Origin of the sequence: Eubacterium sp. AB3007, from assembly GCF_000688015.1 — a bacterium.
GTDB lineage: Bacteria > Bacillota > Clostridia > Peptostreptococcales > Anaerovoracaceae > Aminicella.
On the sequence record NZ_JIAD01000001.1, the window covers coordinates 599,831 to 624,013 of the forward strand.

Below are 24,183 nucleotides of genomic sequence, written 5' to 3' on the forward strand. Positions count from 1 at the left end.
TTGATTATTTCAGACTGGTCGTAGCTGATGCTGGTGACCAGTTCATTCTTTTTTGTTGTCATGGCCACCCCTTACAGTTCGTCCGATCTCAGTCATGCTATACGAGAACAAGAGCCCTTCAGCCCTTGTCCTGCTGTTTTCTTATCTGGTTGTGAAGGCCAGGCCCAGGATGGTTTCCTTCCCCATCCAGCTGTCTTTCTCGAAGGTGACCGGGCCTTCCATCTTGCAGCCGTTTGCGATCAGCCCGTGGATGTTCTCCATCACCGCTGTGGACTGGTTGGTGTAAATGAATCTCTCGATCCCCGCTGCTCTGAGGGTGTCTGCGAAATCCGTAACCTCTTTGTCCCAAAGGAAGTCGTCCATGATCACGTTTTCGAGGCCTTGTTCCTCGCTGTGTCTGCAGGCTCTGTAGGCCTTCATCTGACCTCCTGTGAAGGGGAATTCGATCTCCTTGTTGCTTTCCTTCCAGGCTTTGTACTCTTCGCTGTCCCAGCCCTTTTCCTTGAGGATGTCTTTCTTTTCCTGTTCCCACTTTGCCTTTTCCTCTTCGTACTCTTTTCCGATTCTCTCCATCTCTGCGAAATATGTGTTCATCATTTTGCTCTCCTCCTTGGGTATGTGTTCTTTGGCTTGTGTGTATATTCGCTCTAAAAGCACATAATAGCAAGTCATATTTCGCAGATAGATTGTTCTTTATTCGATACTATTTGTCTGACAACCGGTTAATCGCAGCAAGGATTTCTTCCTGGTCATGGATGTCAATCCCATAGTCTGCAAGCGCCTCCCTGGTCCCGCAGTTAGGACAGATCAATGTCTTGTTATCCCGTCTGGAAAGTGCCGGATGCTCCGTCAGTGACTTACCACAGATTGGGCAGATTTTCCGAACCATGTCCTCTCCATAGATCACATTCAGCGTGCTCCCGTTATCCCAGTTCACCATGATGCTCCCGATGTCGTCAACACCAGTCACGGTACCTTCTGTTCCTACCGGAGGAGCTTGTGGATCTTCCATCCTCTCAAGTGCAATCCTTGTCCCGGCCGGGTAATCTTCTTTCAACTTTTCGACTACAGTACGTGAAACTCCGAACATTCCTGCTCCCTCCTTTCGCGTCTGATCTTTTCCCATTTCGTTTTCTGGGCATCTGCCTGCTTCTTGGTTCGAAAAGCAGTATTTCCAGAAAGATTTCGAAGTAAGATGGCCCTTGCCGCCTTATACTCTTCTCCATTCATCCCCGCTGTCACCAGCCAGTTTCTGAATGCGTATTTCTCGTTTTCCGGGAGCCCGATCCTCTCTGGCCGGATCCTTTTCTTTGCTACCGCTTCCCTGCTGATCAGCTCGACGAGTCTCATATATGCATCAACAACGCCGGGCTTGTCCGTGGCTTGGAATCCCGTGAAGATCACCTTCTCTTTGGTAAAGACAATTCCTGAATTGATCTCGTTGCCGCCGCAGCTTTCCAGGATCTCCATGAACTCATCTGTCCACTTTGGCCGCAGGGCATCGAGTTCAGCGATAAAAGTCTGCGAGATTTTGAAGGCTCCCTTTCTCCCGCAGATCTTGGAAAGAAGCTCATCTTTGGAATGGATCCGGAAGACAATGTTCATCAGGCTTTTCCCATTATGGTTTGCAATCGGAATACTGATTTCAATGCTCTCTGGATCTGTAAACACATCCTCGATAGCCCCCTTTGCGATGAGCTCTCTAAGAAGGCCCTCGTCCACTTCCTCATCTTCCGCTTCTAAGATCCCTTCCCTGTTGATCCGGTAAGGGCCTATCACGTAGTCGAAGGTTGGTGCTCCCTTGTATTCTTCCTTTACACCCAGGTGCTTTTCCAGGGCTGTCACCAGGTCTTTTCTGTTTGGTAATGTGCATCTTGCTTTCATGATCGTTTCTCCTTTCGTTTCGGTGTGTTATATACATCACTCTAAACGCCATAAATAGCAAGTACTAATTTTCACTTTCTGACTTATCTATTTCAGCCCAATACAATGCTTTCTGCTCTTCCCGCATTTCGTAGCATCGGTTGATTTCTTTGATAGCCTGTTTTCTATATACACCGAGAAGAGATCTGGAGACATCATACTGATCAGCGATTTGGTTCCATGTCAGTTCACCATCAAGCATTTCAAAGAGGATATCTGCTTTCTTTTCCCCCATTTGCCGGATACAGTATTCGAAAAAGCAGATCTCGTCATCCAGCTTTTTGTATCGGTCAAGTAAGAAATTAAGCCATCTCTTATTTTCTTTTCCCACGACTTCTTCAGATATGAGCGCGATTGTCTCCGTTCTACGCGATATTGAATTTTTACTTTTTATCCCGTCGTCATTATGGGCAAAATTAAGTACGTCGATTACATCCTCCTGGCTAATTCCCGTGAAATGTGATATTTCATAGGCCGTCATTGACAACTGTTTACACATTTCCTTGTACTTCTTAAACATGTCTTCTGCTCTCATTTTCCCTCCAATCGTCCTCTGTACATATGGCGTTCGTACATATATAGCCGTACAATTGGAGGAATAGCAAGTCCTTTTTAATCTGTTTCGCGTACCTTTTTCACCACATCAACAAACATGACTCTCTGGCCGTTTCTCTCGCACCAGACATTTTCTGAATCACCTGTATCCTCGACATACCGGCGAAGGATGACCGATGCGTACTTCTCGTCCAGCTCCATCATATGACAGATGCGGTTCATGGCCTCGCACGCCATCATGGTGGATCCACTGCCGCCAAAGGTATCCATCACGATCGCATTCTCCTGCGTGGAATTCTTGATCGGATACGCTAACAAATCCAGTGGCTTGCTGGTTGGATGATCCGCATTTCTCTTCGGCTTGTCGAAATTCCAAATTGTTGTCTGCTTCCTGTCGGAATACCACCTATGCTTTCCATCTTTCAGGAACCCGTACAGCACCGGCTCGTGCTGCCACTGGTAGTCGGACCGGCCCAGCACCAGGGAATTCTTCACCCAGATGCAAACCCCGGCCAAATGAAAACCAGCATCGATAAACGCCTGCCGGAAAGTAAGTCCTTCTGTATCAGCGTGGAAACAATACATGCTCCCACCTTTTTCAAGATGCTCCCGCATATTTTCAAATGCTCCGAGAAGGAATTGGTAAAACTCACTCCCCTTGATGCTATCGTTTTGAATAGTGAGCCCAGAGCTGCTTTTAAACGATACGCCATAAGGGGGGTCTGTGAGGATCAGATTTGCTGTCTTCCCGTCCATCAGAGCATCAACGTCCTCACTGCTCGTAGCATCACCGCACATGAGGCGGTGGCGCCCGACCGTCCAGATATCGCCGCGCTCTACAAAAGTTGCCTTTTCCAAGGCAGCATTAAGATCAAAATCATCATCCTCGACATCATCATCATCTCCGGCACCAAACAGATCAGCCAGTTCCTTTTCATCGAACCCGGTGAGCATCGGATCATAGTCCATTTCCTCCAGTGCCTCTATCTCTGCCCGGAGAAGTTCCTCGTCCCATCCGGCATCCATCGCCATACGGTTGTCAGCTAGGATATAGGCCTTTCTCTGTGCCTCGGTCAGATGTTCTGCAAAGACGCAAGGAACTTTCTTGATCCCCTCTTCCTTAGCAGCAGCGATCCTCCCGTGGCCTGCCAGCACATTGTATCCATTGTCAATGATGACGGGATTGATGAATCCAAACTCCCGGAGAGAGGCTCTGAGTTTCATTATCTGCTCCGGCGAGTGCGTTCTAGCATTATTCACATATGGAACAAGCTTGCCGATATCGACAAGCTCCATCTTCTTTGTTGTATTCATAGCCACCTCTCTTTGTTGCATATAAAAACGCCTCTGGCTTAACCAAAGGCGCTTTGTAAGATGTACAATTCTGTTTTATTTTGCTACGTATCCGAACATATCTGGTGTCAGTTTGACCTTATAGGTCGTATCCCAATATTTTTTCGCACTGGTATCACTGTTGTATGCCGTCATACCGAACTCAAAGGTATGCCCCTCTGATAATTTTATTATCTTATCAAATTCTTCTGCGCTTTTCCTGAATGAACAAAATGCTGTCAATTCTTCTTTTGCAGGTACCGTTAAATAGGCAAAGCTGTGTGTACCATCTGTTTCAGCAATGCATTTTGTGCCACCATCCATGACAGCAGACTCTCCCTGCTGATACGACGATATTTCATCTTTACTCTTATTTTTGATCACTACCGTAATCATTCCATCTTCATCATTATATCCAGTTATTGACACACTCAGGTGTTTATTATCTTCTAATACGACCGGGTATGCCTTTTTAGCAAAACAGTCTTTGCAGTATCGAGCACCTTTGTATGTGAGGAACGCACCACTACCCTTCACTGCAGGACTTTTACACTCAGCGCAATACTCGACGCACTCTGCCCCATAGTAGTTTCCTTCGATTTCTATTTCCTTATCTTTTTCTATTTCTTTGCCGCAGTTCTCACACTTCTTTGCGCAGCCACATAAACAAAAAACTGCAATAATAAGAAGTCCAACAAGTAACGGATTCCTCTTCTTCATAGTTTGCCTCTCTTTCTTCAATCCAATACATTACAAATTGATTATATCACATAATCCACATGAAGTGTATGTTCGTATTACATTTCTTGCTAAGTAAGGATCATCCAAATCTGCATTTACAAAGGGACCTACTAATTCAGACGATTCTCTTTGTTACTCCCTTGAGCGCAGCAAGCGCTCCATCAGATCGTCCTGCGGGTTCGGACCGGTAAAGTCCGTGCTGCAGTTTTCCTTGACGATCTGAAAGATCTCGTTCCAGAGCCGGTTCGCCTGATTCATATAGTTGATCCCGATGTTCACAAATGGCGATGGAATCGGTTTCTGTGTGGTCGGATGCTTACTGAGGAACCCCAGCTTATTGGTAATCTCCTCACACTGAATCCACCGGGCAGAGCACATGGCATATCGTTCAATCATCTGCGGTGAGATCATTCCGGCGCACCCGAGCTTCTTCAGCCACTCCCATGTGTCTTCATAGATTTCCTTTGCCTGCAGCGGATTTCCATCCCTCTGATCTGCAGATAGAAAATCATGTGGCTTTGGCATCTCCACGCCTTCCATATCCGGGATATCTAGGACCTGAATCGGCCTTCCTCCCGGGTTTCCGTTTGCCGCCTTCTCACTGGCGGCCTTCTTTTTACGGCCAGCACCGGGTCTTTTACCTCCCCGGCCGCCCGTATTATTCGATTTTGTTGGCATCTTTTTCGCCGCCTCCCTTAAATACCCTTTTGATTTCGCCTTTTGCACACACGGAGGGCCGGCACCGTTCCCGGAAGGCCCTGCCTCCAGAGATTTCTACCGCCCCTCCCGTCAAAAATAATTGTCAGTTTTCAATCTTCGGACTATAATGTCTGTACAGGGTAAGGCTTTGCATGGCTTGGTATGGCATGGTTTGGTGAGGCTCGGTAAGGAAGCTATTACTTCGTTACTGAAAGGAGCGTCACGTATGAATAACAAGTCAATCGAACAACGTCTTAGAAGACACCTGTACAGGCAGGGCTATCAGCTGCGTAAGTCCCGTGCAAAGAACTGGTCACTCGATAACCAGCTTGGTTTCATGATTGTAGATCCTTACTACAACATCGCTGTCGCTGGTGCTCGCTTTGACCTTTCCCTCGAAGAGGCGATGGACTTTGCTGAATTAAGCTAACGCCACAAGGGGACTGCATTTAATCTGTGGTCCCTTTTTTATTTCCCCATCGGTCACCCCGCTTCGCATGGATGCGGGAGTGACACGACTTGCACAGGGATATCAGATTGTCCGGATCATGTGACCCACCTTCTGCCAGCGGAATAATGTGGTGGACTTCTTCAACCGGAACAAGCACGCCTCGTTTGAAGCACTCCTCACAGAAGGGATGCTCCTTCACGTACCGTGCGCGGATACGTGTCCACGCTCTCCCGTACCTACGGCGTACAGATTTGTCTCGTCCGTACTTCTCGTAGGTCTTTGCTTCTTCCTTCGCGTGCTCCCGGCAGAACCTTTGGCCTGCTTCCACAAGCTCTGGGCAGCCTGGGTACGCACACGGATGCTTTGGTTTGTATGGCATTAGCTATCCTCCAGCTTCTCGATGTAACGATTCAGATACCACACAGCTTTCCGGAGGTCCTCTGCCGTCTTTTCTGGATCTTTCTTTCCAGCCCGGCTGATGTATTTCACAGCATTGCCGAGGTGGTACCCCAGTTTCTTATCCTCAATGAAGTCTATGACCTCAATCGAGCCGTCCGTATAATGCGCCGGACGATTCACGTTATCGTAATCCATCGTTCTCTCCATTCATGACAAAACCCCGGAAGGATTGTTAGTCCTCCGGGGTATTTTTCTTAGTATAACTATATCACAGAAACAGCATGCATGGTAGTGCCAGAGACTGCCAACTTTAAAAAATTCGAACTTTTTTTAGCGCTTCCCCATGAAGCCGGTAAACAGAGCGAAGGCTCCGGTGCATCTCAGAAGCAATCACCTCCCACTTCTTAAATTCCAGGTATCTCTTCTCCAAGACTATCCTCTGCTCTGGATTTTCAACCTCAGAAACAACAGTCATGATCTCCGCCTTTAGATCAAGTAGCTGCGACATCTCCGCATTGATCCGATTTTCCAGATCCACGATCTTTGCTATGATGTCTTCCCTTCGATGCGGGTCAGGGGTTCCAGTGAAAGGGACTAAGCTGAATGTTGTCGTTGCCTTTTCCGCCAGCGCGTTGAGTCTTTCAAGATGTTCCAGCTTGCTGTTGATGGCAACGTCTGCTATGAACGCCTGGTTCAAATATTCTTTTGCTGTCATTGTATCACCTCCCTAACATCCCCAATCTCTGCCTTCACTGCTTCGATCAGCGCCGACTGCGTATCGTCTTTTTTCTCAAGCACCTTCAGGATCCTCTCGTCGACGGTCCCCTTTGCCACGATGTGCATGATCACCACGGTTCTCGCCCTCTGACCTTGTCGCCAGAGACGTGCGTTGGTTTGCTGGTAGAGTTCCAGCGACCACGTGCTCCCAAACCACACGATCGTGCTCCCGCCGCTTTGCAGGTTCAGCCCGTGTCCGGCAGATGCAGGATGTATCAGGCCGACCGGTAGCTTTCCCGCATTCCATTCTCGCATCCCGGCATCCTGCTCAAGTCCCGCATACTTCACGTGGATCTTGGCAAGACGTTTCTCGATCCTTATGCGGTCATGCCTAAACCAGTAGCATACCAGGATAGGCTTTCCGCCTGCCGCCTCAATGATGTCCTCCAGTGCATCCAATTTCCTGTCGTGCACCGGGAGCACGCTGCCGTCGTCTGTGTAGATCGCTCCGTTTGCCAGCTGAGAGAGCTTAGATGTGAGGGCCGCAGCACTTGCCGCTGTGATCTCCCCTTCCGGAAGAGTCAGCAAAAGATCGTTTTTCAGCCTCTTATAGCGTTTTTCCTCCTCCTCCGATAAGTTGACCAGGCATGTGGTCAAAATACGCTCAGGCATGGAAATATGATCTTCTGCGCGCATGCTGATCGTGATGTCACTGATACGCTTGTAGATGGCTTCCTCAGCTCCTGGAAGAGGCTTGTAGGAATACACGATCATGCCATTGGTCTTGTCCGGCCTGAAGTACGCTTCCCGGTATCTGGTGATATATCTTCCAAGCCTCTCCCCAAGATCGATCAGCCTGAACTCTGCCCAAAGATCCATCAGACCGTTTGACGCAGGTGTGCCGGTTAACGCGATGACACGTTTCACCTTTGGGCGTACCTTCAGCAGGGCCTTGAAGCGTTTAGCCTGGTGATTCTTAAAACTGCTCAGCTCATCAATCACAATGCAGTCATAGTCGAACGCTACCCCGCTGTCCTCCACCAGCCAGCAGACGTTTTCCCGGTTGACGATGGTGATGTCCGCGCAGGCTCTGAGGGCAGATAGTCTCTGTGCCGGCGTCCCCACAGCAACAGCATAGGTCAAGTGCTGCAGATGATCCCATTTCACGATCTCATCCGGCCAGGAGAACTTCGCCACGCGGACCGGCGCGATGACAAGCACCTTCCTGATTTCGAAGCTGTCAAAGAGAAGATCCGAAAGCGCTGTCAACGTGATGCTGGTCTTGCCAAGACCCATATCCAGGAGAATCGCTGACTGCGGATGGGTCTTAATAAACTCGGTCGCATACTTCTGATAATCATGTGGTTTGAACTTCACTCGGCATCACCTCCTTCATCATGTCCGTTATGCCTTCCATGCTGTCGATACAGAAGACCTGAAATCCAAGTGCCTCCAGCATTTCCTTTCTCCGCATCTGCAGAGGCCGCATCTTCCTCCCTGGTGCCTTGAGCTCTGCAAAGCACATCCTTCCTCCAGGCAGCAGCACGATCCTGTCCGGCACTCCGCTACATCCGGGGCTGATGAACTTGAGAGCAAGACCGTCGGCAGCCCTGACCTCTCGCACCAGTTTCTTCTCAATATCTCTTTCGCGTAAAGCGCTCATCTGTGTTCTCCTCCTTTTGTCTTGCCAGTCCAATGCAAAACACAACTCTCTCAGACACGAAAAGCCTTGTCCCATGGGCGTTCAAGAGTATTGTCCTATTGTCACTACCCTATAGATATATAAAGTTATATATACAAATTAATATAAATAAATATATACTTTATTTTGTTTATATATAGGGATGTGTGACAATGTGACAAAACCCTGAAATCCACTGTTCCCAACGGTTGTGCAGTCCCGAATTTATACCATATCACCTGTACTATTCGGACAAAACGGACGGGTGGGTAACATATTTCGGGAGTGGTGGTCTGCCTGCCGTATATGTCTTTTCCGGCTGCCGAATGATGTAACCATAATCGTCGAGGAAATCCAGGATGGGTTGGATCTCTGCCGCAGTCTTGAAGGTGCGACATGCTCTCATTGCTTTCCTGCGATCGAACTCCTTCATCCCTTTTTCCCTTATTTTCTGCAGGATGAGGTCTGCCTGCTTATACATGGCCGACTCAGGAACCACATCGTATACGGCCAGGGCATGGCTCAGGAAGTATCGCCCGAGCCTGATCGCATTCGACATCGTCTTTTCATCCACGACCAGATACTCATGGTCCCGCAGGAAATCCTCCGACCGGTAAACACTAGCTCTGCATAGCAGTCCTGCGATCCGGAGCGTGTTTCCCACAAGCTTTCCGGCCCAATCAGATATCTCGGTATAATCCTTTTTCAGCTTCGGCTCGAGCTCCTCCGCAAAGGCTGTCAAAAGTGTCGATGCGCTCGTAGATAGAGCGATGACCTCAGGTTCCGCAGGGTACTCTTCCTCCAGCATATTGATGATCTTGCTCTCATATCTGCGGTAAATCTGCTCAGATACCGACCTACTCTGGAACTTCCGCTCGCCGACCGTAGAAGTCGGCAGGCAATAGAGGAAACGCGCTGTCAATCCCCGCCCCCGAAATGTCTTGTTGCTCAGGACATCCGAGACCACCTTCGGCTGCGTCATCAGCAGGATGGTGAGCGCAGGATGCATGATGCTTTCACTTTCCCGGCCGATACGGTCCATCCTTATGGTGTCTCCGGAGTAACCTTTCAGCATGACGTCGATATTGACATTCCGTGTATAGATACCGGCAAGCGTGTCAAAGATGCCGCCCTCGCTTGATATGAGCGCTGCACGTCCATCATTGGATGCCATGACGGATACCAGTTTTTCTGTCGTAATATCGTCCACATAGAGCCGAAGAGGCTTCCTGACCTTATAGGCCGCGATTTCATCAGCGATCTTCCTTATCTCATCCGGCTGTGCTTTTCCCTTTGCCACCATGTCTTCTACGGACTTTTGCCGACGTTCCAGGATACGCTTTTGCATTTTGCTGCTCTCCACTTCTCCGGCATGGCGCTGGTTAAATTGAACCTCATAGTCATCTGCTGGGGAGACGATCGCATGCAGCACAGCAGATTTTCTCTCTGACGGACTTGCTATGATGTTCGTGAACGTGTTAAGCGGCTCGATCCAGTCAGGCTTCCCCTGAACGACGTATTTCCCCTGAATACACACCGATATGAGGGACAGGACGGCAGTTCCCGCCATGTCTACAGGAGTCTGGGTGCTTTCCGCTACAGCACAGATGTAATCTGCGATGTCCAGTGGTAGCGCATCTACCGGAAATGCCTCAATGCTGTATTTCCCAAACGGTATCGGCTCTTCCCCGGATTCAGTGAAAGACTCGAACTCCTTCTGCGCCTCTGCGAGCTTTTCCTGCTGGATCGTTTCGCAGACCAGCTCATCGCTTTCCGCAAGACCGCACATCTTCAGGAAAGAAGTCTTTTCATCCTCTTCCCCGAATCTGTGCACCCTAACAAGATCAAAGGCATTCAGAAGTCTTCCCCCAGCAGGATCGGTAGCATGGTGGGAGTAGCAATATTTGTCATCATAGACGACCACTCCCGCGCTCCCCTCACCAGGAATATAGTCGTAGCGGCCTTCTACCGTAGACTCTGCATAGACACTTCCCAGGAACTTTCTGATAGTCTCCTGGATCGTGTACGTCCGGCAGAAAGCACCGACCGTCCCATCCTTTGAAAGAGGATCCTCCTGCTTCCTGCCGTCCGACACGCGCACCGCCTGCTCCCTACTTGATGCCGGGAGCATGGAGCAGTCCCTCCAGTTCGGGTGCTGCTCCAGGTACTCCATCGCGTTCAGGAACGGCCCGGGAATGACTTTACAGACATACTCCACATCAGCAGGCGTGGTCGGCCAGAACATCAGCTGATTGACGCGAAAGGAACAATCATCAAACTGGTCGATCCCCCACTCTGCAGCATAGTATCTTGCCACCGCGACATAACAGTCCGGAGAGATGTCCTTTTCGAACGGGACGATGATCCGGACTCGAGGATCTTGCGGCGTGCTCCCATGAGTGGTGTAGATCGCCGCCGCGTGCTTGCAATGCTCCGCAAAATGCTCTAGGAAGCAGGGCTCTGCCTCATCTGCATCCAGCGTGAGAAACGACCTGCACTCCACGTTCTGCGAAAGCCTGCGACCGTCCCTGAGGTAGCCCCCTACAAACCCACCTTTATCCTTGACCGCATCCTTCTCCGCCCGTCTCATGCTTCGGTACTCTTCTGCCGTTTCATTCGTTTTAATCGTTGTCCTCAGCTTCTCACACAGCGCATCCCAGGTGATAGTAGCGTTCTTCCAGACTTTCGCGTTACTCTTCTTTCCGTAGGCAATCCTTAGTTCCCTCAAACCATCACCTCCTGACACTGCTCATTGAAGTACCTGATCGGCTGCCTGCGCTTCTTCGCTCTTGTGATCTCTATACGCATACCCTCCGAGATAACTTCCCCAAAGACCCAGAGCTCTCGGCATTTGCCCATGAGTACCATATCCATGTAGATGGCAAGATTTCGTTCCTCCAGATCCCGATCATCCATGAACTGCGGATACATAAGCTGCGGTGCCAGCGGGATCATTCCCTGCTCCAGTGCGAACCTGCAGTACCGGCGCACCTTCTCCATGTTGCCCTCCACATCACCAGACAGCGGACTGCAGATGTACACAAGCGGGCGGTATGTTCTTTTGTTATTTGCCATATCTTCCACCTCCTCTGAAAATAGTTAAGACTACCCCTTTGTGAGGTAGCCTTGGCAGAGGGTTAAATCTGACGCTTATCCACGTTTTTTTGCTTTCCCGGCTCTTTTTCTTATGTCGTTGTGTCCGAGAATAATATTTGTGTTATAATGTCCTTATAGTTGATATTCATAACTAAAGGAGCTATGAGGATATGGGACTCTTTAATAAAAAGGAACTTGAAAGAATCGGACAATTAGAGGCAGAAAATGCAAAGCTATCTCAGCAGCTTGAGAGTCTTGGAGGAAAAGACCTTTTTGGAATAAAGACAGAGATTGTACAGCAAAGGGCGATTCTTGCTGGCGTTAATAAAGAACTTGAGGACACACGCCATACTATTGATGTTTTGGGAGAAGAAATAAAAACAAAGAGATCTATTATTTCTGATTTAGATTTGGAGATCGAAATGATGGATTTTGGCCTGTATGAACCTAAGTATAAGTGCATGAACTCCGATGAATACAAAGAACGGATTAAAGAGAATCGGGCACACCAAAAAGCACTGATAAAAAATAAGCGCGCACTGAATTATTCTAATTCCTGGACTCTGGATGGAAGTAGATCCAAAGGAACGGCAATGAACAATGATAATATGAAAATGTACTTACGTGCATTTAATAACGAATGTGATGTACTGATATCAAAGGCAAAGTTTAACAACATCGATCGAATTCTTGATCGTATCCATAAGTGTGCGGATGCGCTTGATAAATTGAATGCCAGAAATCAGATATCTGTAACAGATGAATATCTAAATTTAAAAATTGATGAGCTGTTCCTTGTTCATGAGTACAACACGATTAAACAAGAGGAAAAGGAGGCCATGAGAGCCGCCCGAGAAGAAGAACGTGAGCTTGCTAGATTACAGAAAGAAATCGAGGAGAAAAGAAAGAGTATTAAGAAGGAGCAGAAGCACTACACAAATGCAAAAGAGCAATTGCTCAAACAACTAGAAACAGCGAGTGATCAAGAAAAGCCTGCGATTCTTCAGAAGCTCCAGGAAATTGATGAAACTCTCGATAAGATCGACACCAACTTAAAAGATATCGATTACAGAGAGGCTAACAAAAAAGCCGGCTATGTATATGTCATTTCTAATATCGGATCATTCGGCGAGGGGATTTACAAAATCGGAATGACTCGTAGACTTGATCCCCAAGACCGAGTAGATGAACTCGGAGATGCATCCGTTCCATTCAGGTTCGATGTCCATGCGATGATTTTTTCTGATGATGCTCCGGCCTTAGAAACAGCACTTCATAGGGCATTTGCGGACCGAAAAGTGAACATGATGAATAACAGGAAGGAATTCTTTAAAGTTAGTCTTGATGAAATCGAGAAAGTCGTAAAGGAAAATCATAACAAGCTGGTCGAATTCAATAAGGTTGCAGATGCTGAACAATACAGAGAATCGCTGAAACTTAGAGAACGTGATAATATGCCACTTTAGGATCCGAGCGGCCTGAAGCCCCTCGGGCAGTCCTACACATAATAGGTTGGACGCCTCGAGGGGCCTTTCGCTCTCTTCGTTGATCAGATCAACAGATCAAATCTGACGTTTATCCCAGTTTTCTTTCAGTTTTCTTGCAGCACGTTTGAGCTTCTGGCTGACAGAGTTCTCGCTCATTCCAGTCCTGGCAGCATAGCTCTTGATGCTTTCGTCATCCAGACGGATAGCGATGAACATGTCCGCCCAGTCAGGTTTCTTCGCCAGAGTTTCCCTGATCCATTGGCAGTCCGCTTCATACGCCATGTTTCTCTCACGATCGATCTCGTCCTTCAGGAAGATGCATCGATCCCGTACCTCGTCCATTAGAGGCTCCGAGAAATCCATTTCCTCATCAGTATCGTCCCTACCTGGCGTGTCCTTGCTGTAGCCCCTATGACGATTAAACTTGTGCCAGTTGTTGTACTCCGGTTTGTTGAACTCCTCATCAACTGCCGCTTGTACACGTTTCTCAAACTCTTCCTCAGTCATCTCTTCGTCTGTCTCAGGGCCGATCGACAGCCAAAGCCCTCTTGCCTCCTCTGCGTCTAGTACGATGGTCTGGAATGTGGTGTCATAACGTAATTGAATCTTCATAGCGTGTCCTTTCCGTCCGGGACCAAGGACGGTGGGACACAAGAAAAACCCGCGAGGAAGATGATCACAGGCCTGACATCCGAAAAATGGCACAGGAAATAAACGGTGAGAGCATCTCCACTTCTATCGCTGCCTTTCTGCAGCGGTCTAAGTTTCCTTATGCGTCCCATCGTCCTGATGGCCACTCGGACTAAATGAGATTTAGATTGTTACTTCGAGTGCTTGAGCACCCAGATCGCGCCTCTCTACAAAGACGCCATCTCGATGTTCAGAACACAAAAGGCCGGAGTATAGATTGCGCAAACACAACCCTACTCCGGCCATAATGGTGGCTATTGCCCCGGCGGTCAGTCAGTAAGACTTATTTCCTTCGACCCAATCTCTTCTGGGCCGTGCTTCTTTCCGTTTTTAGTGTGTATAGATCTCCGATATACACCTTCCTGCATTTTGAGCATTGAACCGATATTGTAAGCTTCGCCGTTCCGTCAACCAGTGTCTCGCCCTTACCGCACCACGGGCAAACGAGATGCTTGTTATATTTACCCCTCATGAACGCTCCTCCTTTTTCTGCTTTTACGCCATTTTGCGTAATCGCCGATAAAAAAAACAGCCTGCCACCTGTTATAGCAGCAGGCTACCGTATTATAAAGTATTAGAAGGCTCTATCAATCAGTATATTGTGTCTGTTTACGTACTGATCCTCCGTCATAAGTAATCCCAGTCTTTTCATCTGTATCTCCGTTGCACTACGTGATGCTCCGAAAGCATCAGACACTCTCCTTATGATATCCCCACATCCAAGTTCGAAATCAAAGTCGAAGTCATCAGGCATGACCATGACCGTATTGAGATTCCTTCCGATGTCGTATTCCTTGATAAGGCGAATTGTTTCCTTGCGGAATGCATTCCGCGGCATCTCCAGCGCTGCTGCGAACACATTAGCTTGATGTTCCCTGAAGTCCTCCTGGGTTGTTAACCGTCCCTGGTGTGTCATGGATGATCTTTTGCACATGACCACGCTTCTTGCGGCAAAACCATGCCCATAATCGAAAAAAGACAACTGGTACGGGTCCCTCTTGTACACCTCCGGATGCATCAGGAAGTGACCAGCCTCGTGCAACTCTGTGAAGAGTGCAAACCCTTCTCTCCCTGCTTTCAAGGTGGAGTTGTCAATGATCACAGTGTCAGCCTCTACGGCTATCTCCTTGACACACTGACCCTCCCGGTCAAAGACACGAACACCTTCATCATTAAATACGGTAGCCCCCGCAATCGGGCTCTCATCTTCCTCGTAGAAGATGTCCTGAAAATCGAGGTTGGCTTTCAGATACTTTTCGATAAAGTGAAGTCCATCGATCCTACCAGGATACTCGAGAAGCTCAGGTCTATAATCTGCCAGGATTGTCTCCGCAAAAACAATCACATCAAGATCCCTAACGATCGGTGTCCCATCCTTGTGCCGACGTTTACAGTTAAATCTAATCACTACCTTTACCTCGCTTTCGTTCTAATTCTCGTATAAAGGTCTTCCAATCATCCTCGTTGGCTGTACCCTCGTTAGTCATACGAAGAGCCATACGAGCAAGATTACCGGACTCCGAATACATCATGATGTCCTCAATATCAGAAGGCACCGTCCTCTTCCTTCTTGCCGCCAAATCGTACATCAGAGCTTTTTCTGCTGCATCTAGACCTAATTCGTCAGCCAATGCTTCATAATCGAAGTTATCCGATGGCGTACGTCTGTCCTTCTCGATGTCGCTATACATGGTCAAAGAGATACCAAGCTTCTCTGATACCTCCCGTAGCGTTAAATCGTTAGGCGAATCCAGCCTTTTCTTCCGGATAAACTGACCAAAGGTCATGTTTTGCTCTTTCATTGAATTATTCTCCTTTCGACCGACAGCGGCGTTTTACGCTATCTGGCGTAATTATATCATATCTGCGTAACACAGTCAACCTTTAGCGCATAGAAAAAGGTGAAGCAGCTCTCCGGTATCGTCAATCTATCGTCGTGGTACCCCGGATGGTTTTCCACCAACCCTCATTTTCAATACGTTAGATGCAGTGTAGAATAATCAGTTGATTCCAATAAATAATAGCCTGCAAGATCTCCCACAGGCTTCACTCTTCCAACGACATAGTTACGAGGCGCTGAAAGCTTGAAGAAAAACAGTTCATTATCACTGATCGCTCTGTTGCTTTTACCAACGCCTCGGGGCTAGAAATCGACTTCATTACAGCTCTGATCTTTCAACAAAGCAAACCAATCATAATCTGTAACGCTGACATATATCTTCATGGTGAATCACCCGCTTTAAAGATAGTATTTCTTTGGAGCACGCGTATACGAGCCAACTGTTTCATCAGGCATAGAAGTTGTATCAATCAACATATAGAACTCAAAGGGTTCCAAATCTGCGAGCTCGAATAAACCACACATCATGAAATTAGTTTTGCAATATCTGACCTGATATTTAACAGCATCAAAATGAAGATCCCCTTCATACTCCTGATAAATGTATGGGGCATTATATGGATCTCGCATATCTGATGCAGCAATTTCTGCCTCACCCTTTGAGTATCCTCTATTTTCTATTAAATACACTTCAAAGGCATGAACCAAGGCGTCAACATCTATTAGCTCATCTTCTGTTATATCATCTATGTCTTTGAGACATCGTTCATCTTCGGCCTCATCGAGCGAATCTACTTCTTCTATTACTTCTTTCGGAAATGAAATGAAATAATGTGCGTTTTCCGCATCTTCTTCATTACTTCCGTATTCCCACTCATAATTATCGATTGCTGCCGTAACTATTCTTTTACAAAGGTCATCAAGATCCTCGTTGTCATTTATATCATCATCTACGTTATAAGTATCAACGAGTAGATCAAACTCTTCCTCGGAGATATCAATCTTCACCGAGACGTCCCCTCCATTCCCATTGCTGAGGCCAATTGTTACTGGAAACTCAAGAGTCATATCATATTCTTTCATACCAAAAGCCCTTTCGTTAAAATTAGTAATCCTATTACACTCTTCAGAATAACAACATATTTGGCGACATCCTATGATCTCTCCAAAACCTCTCTTTATTCAACGATCAACCCATTATCTTTCATAAAGGCAGTAAAATCAAAGATGATTTTTGTTGTTCTCTGCACAATGTCGGTCTCATCGAAATCACTACAGTTCTTCGCCATATCCTGCAGCTCTTTGATCTTTGTACCGTCCTTCCATTGCTTTCTAGAATTCTCAAAACCCGTATAATATTTTACTTTATCCTGGAATTTGTAATCGGATGCTCGAATATTGATCTTTTTCTCAAGCAACGCCTTATTACCCAGGGCTTCCAGATTTCTTGGATTCGCCAGGGAGTTTTCATTCTCTTGCCGCTTCTTTGCAAAAATATGTTCGATTTCATACTTGGTCTCAAGTGACAGCAGTTCTTGATCTGGATCATTAAATGCCCACCATGTAATCATCGACTTTGTGATCGCACGATTATTGCTGAACACATAATTGTTAAAGGCATTCGTGACTGGCTGCATATCGAATTTGAAGCCCTTAAACTCAACCGGATCACCATTCACGATATTAACCATCTCCGCATAAACTGGAGTACGCAGTGCATTCACGCCAGGGTTCGTTACTGCATACGCCCAGATGAATGCCGTCATCTTATTCAAGAAATCATAGAACTTATCTTCATCGAGGTTTCCTTCGGCGTCACGATTTGTAAGATAATATACCGACAGGAAATATGTCCACATTCCGTTTGGTGCGTAGTTCAATACGAAAAGCCTCCGCAGGATCCGATCTGAGAACCGATCCACATTCTGATTTTCAACATCTGTCCAGAAGGCCGTAAGATCGATAATATTCTCGAATGTCTCTTCGCATTTTAGCAGTGCATATGAATTTCTCTCATAGAATTTACGCAGAGCCTCTGTTGTCGATGATTTATTACCCTGCTTTGCACGCTCGTAGTACATATATTTTGTGAACGCTTCATCCATCGGCGTTCCCACAATAGGATGATAGATCTTCTCACAATCCTCCTCGAGCTTTTTCCACCGTTCGATAAACTCATCTTTTCTTCCCATGCCGCTATAGAACTTATAGAACTGGGCCTTAAAAATATCTGAGTCGGAAAGCGGCTTGCCTCTATCATTCAGTGTCGAGAAGATTCTGAGCGCCGTATCCTGAGATTCTGCTTCGATCGGAAGAAGAATACAGTTATTCAAGATGCGGATCGGAAGGTGTGCGAAATAGCTGGGATACTCTTCCAGGAACTTATTGATCTTCTCCTGGAAGAATCTATAGTTGTCAGCGTACTTGCTCTTTTGTTGATCACCTGCAACACCTGTTTTAAGGATGTCCAGGAACTCCTGCTTGTCCTTGTCTGTCGCGACTTCAGAGTCGATCTTCAGCTCATTCTTATCAGGGTTGTCGAATTCATCGGTCTTCCAGATGCACTGCTCGATATTCTTACGTGTCGTTTCCGACAGTTGATCCTTCATATTGCTGTACCGTTCATAGAAAGCACGCAGCAATAACATAAGTGTAGTCAGCCTTTGCTGGCCATCGATTACCTCTTGTTTATTGTCCTCGTTTATAAATGTTACGATAGGACCAAGGAAATACTCATCGTTATGACGGTCGAATTTATCACAATCATTTTCTGGAAATGCAAATGCAAAAATATCGTCCCAAAGAGTTCTACACTCTTTTTCTTCCCAGGCATAAGGTCTCTGATAATCCGGGATCAGGAAATCAGCCTTATTATCCCCCAATAATTGCTTTACTGTTTTTTGTTCTATTCCCAATTTAGACATTTATATAACCCTCTCTTTAATAAATTCTTCCTCTTTCTGCTCCGTGAGTATTTCCGTTTTCTCCATGATTGCAGTTACCAAAGCTTAATATTCAAACGGGGGTGAAACAACTCAAGCTACCAAATAGATCATGCTCTATGTGTAGACCAAATTTATTTGCAGCAAATTTACACCCTGTCACAGAAGGGCGGGTGCTTTGTGGTGCCTGTCCTATTTATTTGACGGTATCCATCAATGAACGAACAGCACCGATTCCCTGTTGAAGGGAATTATATGATTCTTCTTTGCTTGTAAATGCCGCTTTTGACGCGTCAATTATAGGCTGAAGCAACGCCATATCGTCCGGAACAGGAATCAAAAGGTTGCTGACATGCGCGGGTTCTAAATGCTGCTGAATAGAACCGTATTCGTTGCGCATCATTTGATCTACTGCTTCCTTGCACTGTAAATAACAATAAACATAATGCCGCAAATACTCGTCGTTAATCCTGACCCTAATTAAATCATCGCTTGCAATAACTTTGTCAAATTGCTGTGTAATCATTGACGCCCGGCCGATTGAACCGGAACGAGTGATCACAATATCACCTCGTTTTAACCTGACGATTGCAAAATCATGCAATTGCTTTTTTGTTGCACGCGATAAATCAAGGTATTTAACACTGTCGGCCTTTTCTTGCAGGATAGCAGAGGGTGTGAAGTACGGTTCGACTTGCGCTCCGTCGTTCGGCCCCGAAACGTTTATATTATCCGTGCGCAACCGTGGACCTTTGAAAATCTGAATATCAGGAACCAGTTGTCCTATTGTGGTAACGCTCCAACCGTCAATATTATCTATGTTTGCAACCGCACGCAGCGTTTCATTTAAGCTGGGCATGAATGCCTGCGGGTTGAATCTGTAATCATTTTCAATGTCGCTGCGCATGATAGAGAAACAGTATTCAGAATTAGAAAGATCGCTTTCAGTGAAAGATTGATATTTTGACAGTATCAAATCTAAATCCTGATCTATTTTTTCCGTCTTTTCGCCACTATCATCGTATTGATAAATCGGAACACCTTCTGAATCCTGACCAATTTTATTTGAAATTGCCATGAATACAGGATAGTCGCTTATTGTATCATAGCTGTCGTTTTCTGAAAATTTTTGAACAAAGACAAGACACGTTCTAACCCCTGTATAGGGTTGAAAAGTGTTCTTATGCATATTCAAAACAGCCAATAGACGGCAATTTTTCAACATATAGGCGCGGGCTGGTTGATATGTATTTGTATCTAAAAAACCTTTAGGAAGAACAATTCCTAATTTTCCGCCGGGCTTTAGCCAATCAATACAACGTTCAACGAACAGCATTTCAGGCGGTACGCCATCGCTGCATAATTCGTCAGTTTTTTGATAATCACCATCTATGTATGCCCATTTTTTGCCAACATCGAAACGTTCGAGCGTGCGCTTGTCAGAAATCTTTCCTTCACCAACACCCGCAAAAGGCGGATTAGTTAGAATAATAGAGGGGGTGCCACGCTTGCACATAGAAACAATTCGTTCGGCAAAGTTTGAATAGGCGCCTAAACTGTCGCCCTGTGTCATTCCTGTATAGCCGTCGCCGTTTAGTATCATAGCAGTGCGCGCAACTTTTACAAGTCTCTTGCTTGTTTCTACCATGAACATTCTATTTTTGAAACTGTCAAGACGGCGCCTTTTTACAATATCGGTTGCTGTGCTTGAAAGTATTCTTTCACGGACATAACGCAAGGAACCCGTCAAAAATCCACCGCTGCCCCCGGCGGGATCTAATATAATATCGTCCGGCGTGGGTGCAAGCATTTGAACCATGAAATTTATAACAAGCCTATTTGTGAAGAACTGTCCGGCTTGCCGTTTCAAATATGTTGCGGTGTATTCTTCATACGCTGCGCCCATTAAATCCCATTCAACGCTATCGGTTGAATCTTGTAATAACTGAAAATCTTGAAGGACTGTTACAACGTCTTTTAAGGCGCGTTCGCCTATCATTATACGTTCTTCCGAAGTGAATATTTCGTTATTGTCGATTTTAACCTCATCAAAAAGACTGTTGATTCTGTCTGTTATTGTTCTTCCTGTTTCGGAATTGTATTCTTCCGGTGTACAATAGAATTGCGGTGTTTCGCCTTCGCGTTCTTCATCACGGGCTTTTGCTAAAATGATTCTAACCATTTCCATAGTTAAATCATCTTCTTCAGACCCGCGCGCATGTAATTTATTGTGGCATAAATGGAAAAGCGCTTTCACATCTTTAATAGGTTTTAATTCAGACTTTTTGCGGCGCCCGAAAATATCCCATTGTTCATTTTTTCGCGGTAAGCCCGGCCATTCGATAAGTTTATTATCTGGTTCGTGCAACCGACGAAAATAAGCCACTTCAAACTCGCTGCCGTCACCATTATACCAAACGCCGCCTGACGCGCTTGTGTTATAAATATATGATACTAATTGCTTATAGCCTTCTGTGTGATTAGGCGCTTTGCATTCAACAATAAAAAGTATTTTCCCCTGATCCCTACCACGACAAGCAATTGCATTTTCATATACGACAATATCAGCACGAACGGGGTTGCCGTCACTGTCTGACATTTCACTACAGCCGTAAAATATCCCGACTTCCCGTGCCATTTGATTTTTATTGTAGCCGTATTCCTCCATTAAGATTTTTATAAATTTCTGACGTACTCTTTCTTCTGGGCGGTTTTCTAATGCAGTGCCCGTGATGAAATCAATAATTTTTCCGTCGTCGTCAATCCGTAAATAGCTATCCATTGTGGCGATTCCTTTCTTAATTTTTGGCATAAAAAGCCATATAACATTATATTCTAAAATGAGGCTTTAATCAACGGATCTTCGTCTCCATCGTGATCTGATTTAACGGCCACTTGGCAGTAATGGCTGGAGTGATATATCGAAGTTTGATGTCCTCTTCAGTCATTTGTTTCTTGGATAGTATCATCATGATACCTCTTTCCTTAGGCCTTTGGATCAGTTCGATCCTTTCTCCCTGTTCATCATCTTCTTGCGGCCAGAATACATGTTCTTCAAAAAATCCCAATCAGCTGCTTCTCACCCTCTTTCTTCCAAGTACTCTTCTTTCTCAACAATTCGAATTGTAGCTGATTCCATATCTTCTGCGGTTGAACAAAGTTTATAACCCCATTATATGCTTTTGCTGAAACACACGCAACAATAAACGATAAAGTGGCAAGCATAAAATAGACTCCGATCAGGTTCATAAAGTCCAAAGAATCGATAATTTTGCTTTCTAAAATAAGACTTGTTTAAAGCTCTTCAAGAGCACAAACGAGGCAAACATCAATAACGTACTTAAAACCCTCTGAGAATGGCAATAGGGTCCTCTCAGAGGGTTTTCTATCAGTAGATTAACCTTACAGCGTACTGAGCACTTCATTTACTTTGACATAGATAGTTTCACTACGACCACGATACGTTCTCGATATTTCGTATCATAACTCGAAAAAAGGGTTCAGAATGTCGCAGTCCAACTTGTCCGTGCCCCGATATCGATCCAGCATGGCCTGCTCTCCCTCCTCTGTCAGATCCCCAGTGACCAACACGGAGACCCCGTCGATCTCCACCCGAAAGATAAGGCTGTTCACATTCTCATCCTCCGTGTCTGAATTCCGCTCCTCAGGCCAGAGCAACTCGATGCGGCACCTTTCCGACACCCGGATCACATCGCCTGCCTCTCCGGAGATCAGCAGGCGCTTCACCCTGAAGCAGGCACAAAGCTCCTGTAACCCCTTGTAATGATCCGTATGTAGATGGGTCGCCATGGCCAGATCCACATCCCCTGCCCCGTTTTTCAGAAGATACGGTTTCAGAATCTTCTTTCCCACATTATAATCTTCCTTTCCGCCGCCGTCGATGAGAAGATCCACCGAGTGCCCGGCACGGATGTGCAGACAGTCTCCCTGCCCTACGTCCACAAAGATCAGGGAAGCCTTGTCCATGGGGGTTCCCCCACAGGCAAAAAACAGTGCACACCCTGCCAGAAGAAGGCTCCCCCATCTCCGCAGCGCCTCCTTCTGCCCTCTTCCCTTCAGGATCACGAACTCTTCAGAGGTGACAAAAAACATGATACAGTAAATCCCCAATAGAAACCAGAACGGTGGACTTTGTACATCCGCAGCAAAGCGTCCCAACATAGAAAACCACCCGTTCACATCCCGCAGCATCGTCGCAAGTGATACCAGAACCATTCCCAGCACACCTGAAGTTCCCGTGATGAGGCACAAGACCATGGCAGCAAGTCCCATCGGCACGATAAGAGATAACAGGTACACCACTGGCAGATTGCACAGGATCGCGAGCAGGGGTACATAATTGAACACATAGGCTGTATAAGGGATCATCCCCATCTGAATCGCAAGGATCCCAGCAACCGAATCCGGGACCCACAGGGGCATCTTACGCAGAAGAAACGGGCCGAAAAAGGCCATGGCACACACCGCCAGGAAGGACATCTGGAACGAGGATCCAAACACCGCAAAGGGATTCCGCAGAACCACCAGAAGTGCCACTGCAGACAGCGATGTGAGAAGATCGTAGCGCCGGTCTGTCCTCTCCGCGTACACAATCAACAGGATCAACAATATGGCCCTTGTGACGGAGACCGACCACAGCGTAATAGTGCCATAAAAGCACAGAAAAGCCAGAAGAAGAAACAGGGCCCCCTTGCTCTGTTTCTTCCCGAACAGACGTCTCCAGGCTGCGTACAGGATACCGATGTGCAGCCCGCTGACAGCCAGGACGTGAGCAGTGCCATTGCTTCGAAACTGTTCATAGGTCTCTTCCTCCAGAGACTGCGTATCTCCAAACAGTATTCCAGACAAAAGAGCCCGCTCCGTTTCCTTGCAGGGAAGCGATAGAAGAAACCTGTCTCTTCCCCGAAGTATATTCGTCTTCAGAAGTGCCAAAGGATTCTGAGCGCCATCGCAGAGGGTGTACTCCTGCATGGTGGTCACGTGGCTGATCCCCTTGCTCTTCAGGTAAAGACTATAGTCAAAGGTGCGTGGATTGCCTGAGCTTTCCGGCGGAGCCAGCGCGCCACTGGTCAGGATCCTCCGTCCACAAAGTCCCCATGGGTCCTGTATATAGCGAAAGCAGGAGACCAGGACACGCTGAGGCAAAAGGCGTGCCAGTTGTCTGCCATCGATGGATTCGATGCGGCAGGTCAGTCTGTATTGTTCCTTCTCCACTCTTTCCACCTGCTCGATCTTTAGTTGTAGGGTATGGGAACGCTGGCTGTCGATTCGCTCTCCTATGGAAAAATACAGACTTTCCCCATAAAATAAAAACGTGCCGCATAGAAACGACACGACGATCAACATAGCCAGCTTACGATGCGGCTGCACCTTCCACCCGAGACGCAGGCCGAGCAAGGCTGTAAGGCCTACTGCCGGAGCCAGAAGCCGTACCACATGGCTCAAAATGACCCCGCTGAGCATACTGATAACGCAGGCAAACAATTCTCTTCTCATGACCGAATCCCTTCTTCGGCCCCCTATTAAGTACGTTTATTATACAGATTTTACTTAACTTTGTCCATCGATTGTGGTATAATAGTATGAATTATTTTATGTAGGTTTATGAA

Annotated in this window: 22 protein-coding genes and 1 pseudogene; 2 read left to right on the forward strand and 21 right to left on the reverse strand. The window is 46.7% G+C overall.

Features of this window, described 5'->3' with window-relative positions:
• Positions 1-141: 141 nt before the first annotated feature.
• The 7 genes and pseudogenes from P156_RS0102965 to P156_RS0102995 form a co-directional block, all read right to left on the reverse strand.
• Positions 142-597, reverse strand: a complete 456-nt coding sequence (locus P156_RS0102965; RefSeq protein ID WP_027868875.1) for a hypothetical protein — start codon at positions 595-597, stop codon at positions 142-144.
• 277 nt (positions 598-874) lie between these two features.
• A pseudogene (locus P156_RS13510) lies at positions 875-1,090 on the reverse strand (DUF4314 domain-containing protein); the annotation flags it as partial.
• Positions 1,066-1,884: a hypothetical protein gene (locus P156_RS0102975; protein WP_027868876.1), complete on the reverse strand. Its 819-nt coding sequence runs from the start codon at positions 1,882-1,884 to the stop codon at positions 1,066-1,068. The pseudogene P156_RS13510 and the gene P156_RS0102975, both read right to left, overlap by 25 nt.
• A 64-nt stretch (positions 1,885-1,948) precedes the next feature.
• On the reverse strand, positions 1,949-2,458 hold the full coding sequence (locus tag P156_RS0102980) for a hypothetical protein (protein WP_027868877.1): 510 nt from the start codon (positions 2,456-2,458) through the stop codon (positions 1,949-1,951).
• Between the two features lie 77 nt (positions 2,459-2,535).
• Complete coding sequence (locus P156_RS0102985) at positions 2,536-3,792, reverse strand: site-specific DNA-methyltransferase (protein WP_027868878.1); 1,257 nt, start codon at positions 3,790-3,792, stop codon at positions 2,536-2,538.
• Between the two features lie 75 nt (positions 3,793-3,867).
• On the reverse strand, positions 3,868-4,530 hold the full coding sequence (locus tag P156_RS0102990) for an LIM domain-containing protein (protein WP_027868879.1): 663 nt from the start codon (positions 4,528-4,530) through the stop codon (positions 3,868-3,870).
• A 153-nt stretch (positions 4,531-4,683) separates the two neighbouring features.
• A complete protein-coding gene (locus tag P156_RS0102995) occupies positions 4,684-5,229 on the reverse strand; it encodes a P27 family phage terminase small subunit (RefSeq protein WP_027868880.1) in 546 nt (181 codons plus the stop codon).
• Positions 5,230-5,476: 247 nt separating this feature from the next.
• On the opposite strand from P156_RS0102995, the gene P156_RS0103000 reads away from it, so the two are divergent.
• Positions 5,477-5,680 (forward strand): hypothetical protein, encoded by a 204-nt coding sequence (locus tag P156_RS0103000; RefSeq protein ID WP_034802139.1) that lies wholly within the window; start codon positions 5,477-5,479, stop codon positions 5,678-5,680.
• A gap of 19 nt (positions 5,681-5,699) precedes the next feature.
• Here P156_RS0103000 and P156_RS0103005 read toward each other — a convergent pair whose 3' ends face one another.
• From P156_RS0103005 to P156_RS11340, 7 genes are all read right to left on the reverse strand, one after another.
• On the reverse strand, positions 5,700-6,080 hold the full coding sequence (locus P156_RS0103005; protein WP_027868882.1) for an HNH endonuclease: 381 nt from the start codon (positions 6,078-6,080) through the stop codon (positions 5,700-5,702).
• Positions 6,080-6,307, reverse strand: coding sequence for a DUF3310 domain-containing protein (locus P156_RS0103010; RefSeq protein ID WP_081818421.1), 228 nt, complete (start codon positions 6,305-6,307; stop codon positions 6,080-6,082). Before P156_RS0103010 ends, P156_RS0103005 begins: the two co-directional genes overlap by 1 nt.
• Before the next feature lie 103 nt (positions 6,308-6,410).
• Positions 6,411-6,815, reverse strand: coding sequence for a hypothetical protein (locus P156_RS0103015; RefSeq protein ID WP_027868884.1), 405 nt, complete (start codon positions 6,813-6,815; stop codon positions 6,411-6,413).
• Positions 6,812-8,194: a DEAD/DEAH box helicase gene (locus tag P156_RS0103020; RefSeq protein ID WP_027868885.1), complete on the reverse strand. Its 1,383-nt coding sequence runs from the start codon at positions 8,192-8,194 to the stop codon at positions 6,812-6,814. Before P156_RS0103020 ends, P156_RS0103015 begins: the two co-directional genes overlap by 4 nt.
• A complete protein-coding gene (locus P156_RS0103025; RefSeq protein ID WP_027868886.1) occupies positions 8,175-8,480 on the reverse strand; it encodes a VRR-NUC domain-containing protein in 306 nt (101 codons plus the stop codon). Before P156_RS0103025 ends, P156_RS0103020 begins: the two co-directional genes overlap by 20 nt.
• 262 nt (positions 8,481-8,742) lie before the next feature.
• The gene (locus tag P156_RS12655; RefSeq protein ID WP_051600555.1) at positions 8,743-11,226 is read right to left on the reverse strand and encodes a YfjI family protein; all 2,484 of its coding nucleotides are present in this window, start codon (positions 11,224-11,226) and stop codon (positions 8,743-8,745) included.
• Positions 11,223-11,573: a DUF4406 domain-containing protein gene (locus tag P156_RS11340; RefSeq protein WP_242838688.1), complete on the reverse strand. Its 351-nt coding sequence runs from the start codon at positions 11,571-11,573 to the stop codon at positions 11,223-11,225. Before P156_RS11340 ends, P156_RS12655 begins: the two co-directional genes overlap by 4 nt.
• A gap of 191 nt (positions 11,574-11,764) precedes the next feature.
• On the opposite strand from P156_RS11340, the gene P156_RS0103045 reads away from it, so the two are divergent.
• Positions 11,765-13,060, forward strand: a complete 1,296-nt coding sequence (locus tag P156_RS0103045; protein WP_027868887.1) for a DUF4041 domain-containing protein — start codon at positions 11,765-11,767, stop codon at positions 13,058-13,060.
• A gap of 96 nt (positions 13,061-13,156) precedes the next feature.
• On the opposite strand, the gene P156_RS0103050 is transcribed toward P156_RS0103045, so the two are convergent.
• The 7 genes from P156_RS0103050 to P156_RS0103095 form a co-directional block, all read right to left on the reverse strand.
• Entirely contained in the window at positions 13,157-13,693 is a 537-nt protein-coding gene (locus P156_RS0103050; RefSeq protein ID WP_027868888.1) for a sigma-70 region 4 domain-containing protein, read from the reverse strand.
• 652 nt (positions 13,694-14,345) lie between these two features.
• Positions 14,346-15,179: an ImmA/IrrE family metallo-endopeptidase gene (locus tag P156_RS0103060; protein ID WP_027868890.1), complete on the reverse strand. Its 834-nt coding sequence runs from the start codon at positions 15,177-15,179 to the stop codon at positions 14,346-14,348.
• Entirely contained in the window at positions 15,172-15,573 is a 402-nt protein-coding gene (locus P156_RS0103065; protein WP_027868891.1) for a helix-turn-helix domain-containing protein, read from the reverse strand. The genes P156_RS0103060 and P156_RS0103065 overlap by 8 nt, the downstream gene beginning before the upstream one ends.
• A 437-nt stretch (positions 15,574-16,010) precedes the next feature.
• A complete protein-coding gene (locus tag P156_RS0103070; protein ID WP_027868892.1) occupies positions 16,011-16,694 on the reverse strand; it encodes a hypothetical protein in 684 nt (227 codons plus the stop codon).
• Between the two features lie 95 nt (positions 16,695-16,789).
• The gene (locus P156_RS0103075) at positions 16,790-18,535 is read right to left on the reverse strand and encodes a DUF262 domain-containing protein (protein ID WP_027868893.1); all 1,746 of its coding nucleotides are present in this window, start codon (positions 18,533-18,535) and stop codon (positions 16,790-16,792) included.
• Positions 18,536-18,749: 214 nt separating this feature from the next.
• Positions 18,750-21,335, reverse strand: a complete 2,586-nt coding sequence (locus tag P156_RS0103080; protein ID WP_027868894.1) for an N-6 DNA methylase — start codon at positions 21,333-21,335, stop codon at positions 18,750-18,752.
• A gap of 698 nt (positions 21,336-22,033) precedes the next feature.
• Positions 22,034-24,070, reverse strand: a complete 2,037-nt coding sequence (locus tag P156_RS0103095) for a ComEC/Rec2 family competence protein (protein ID WP_027868896.1) — start codon at positions 24,068-24,070, stop codon at positions 22,034-22,036.
• Positions 24,071-24,183 lie beyond the last annotated feature (113 nt).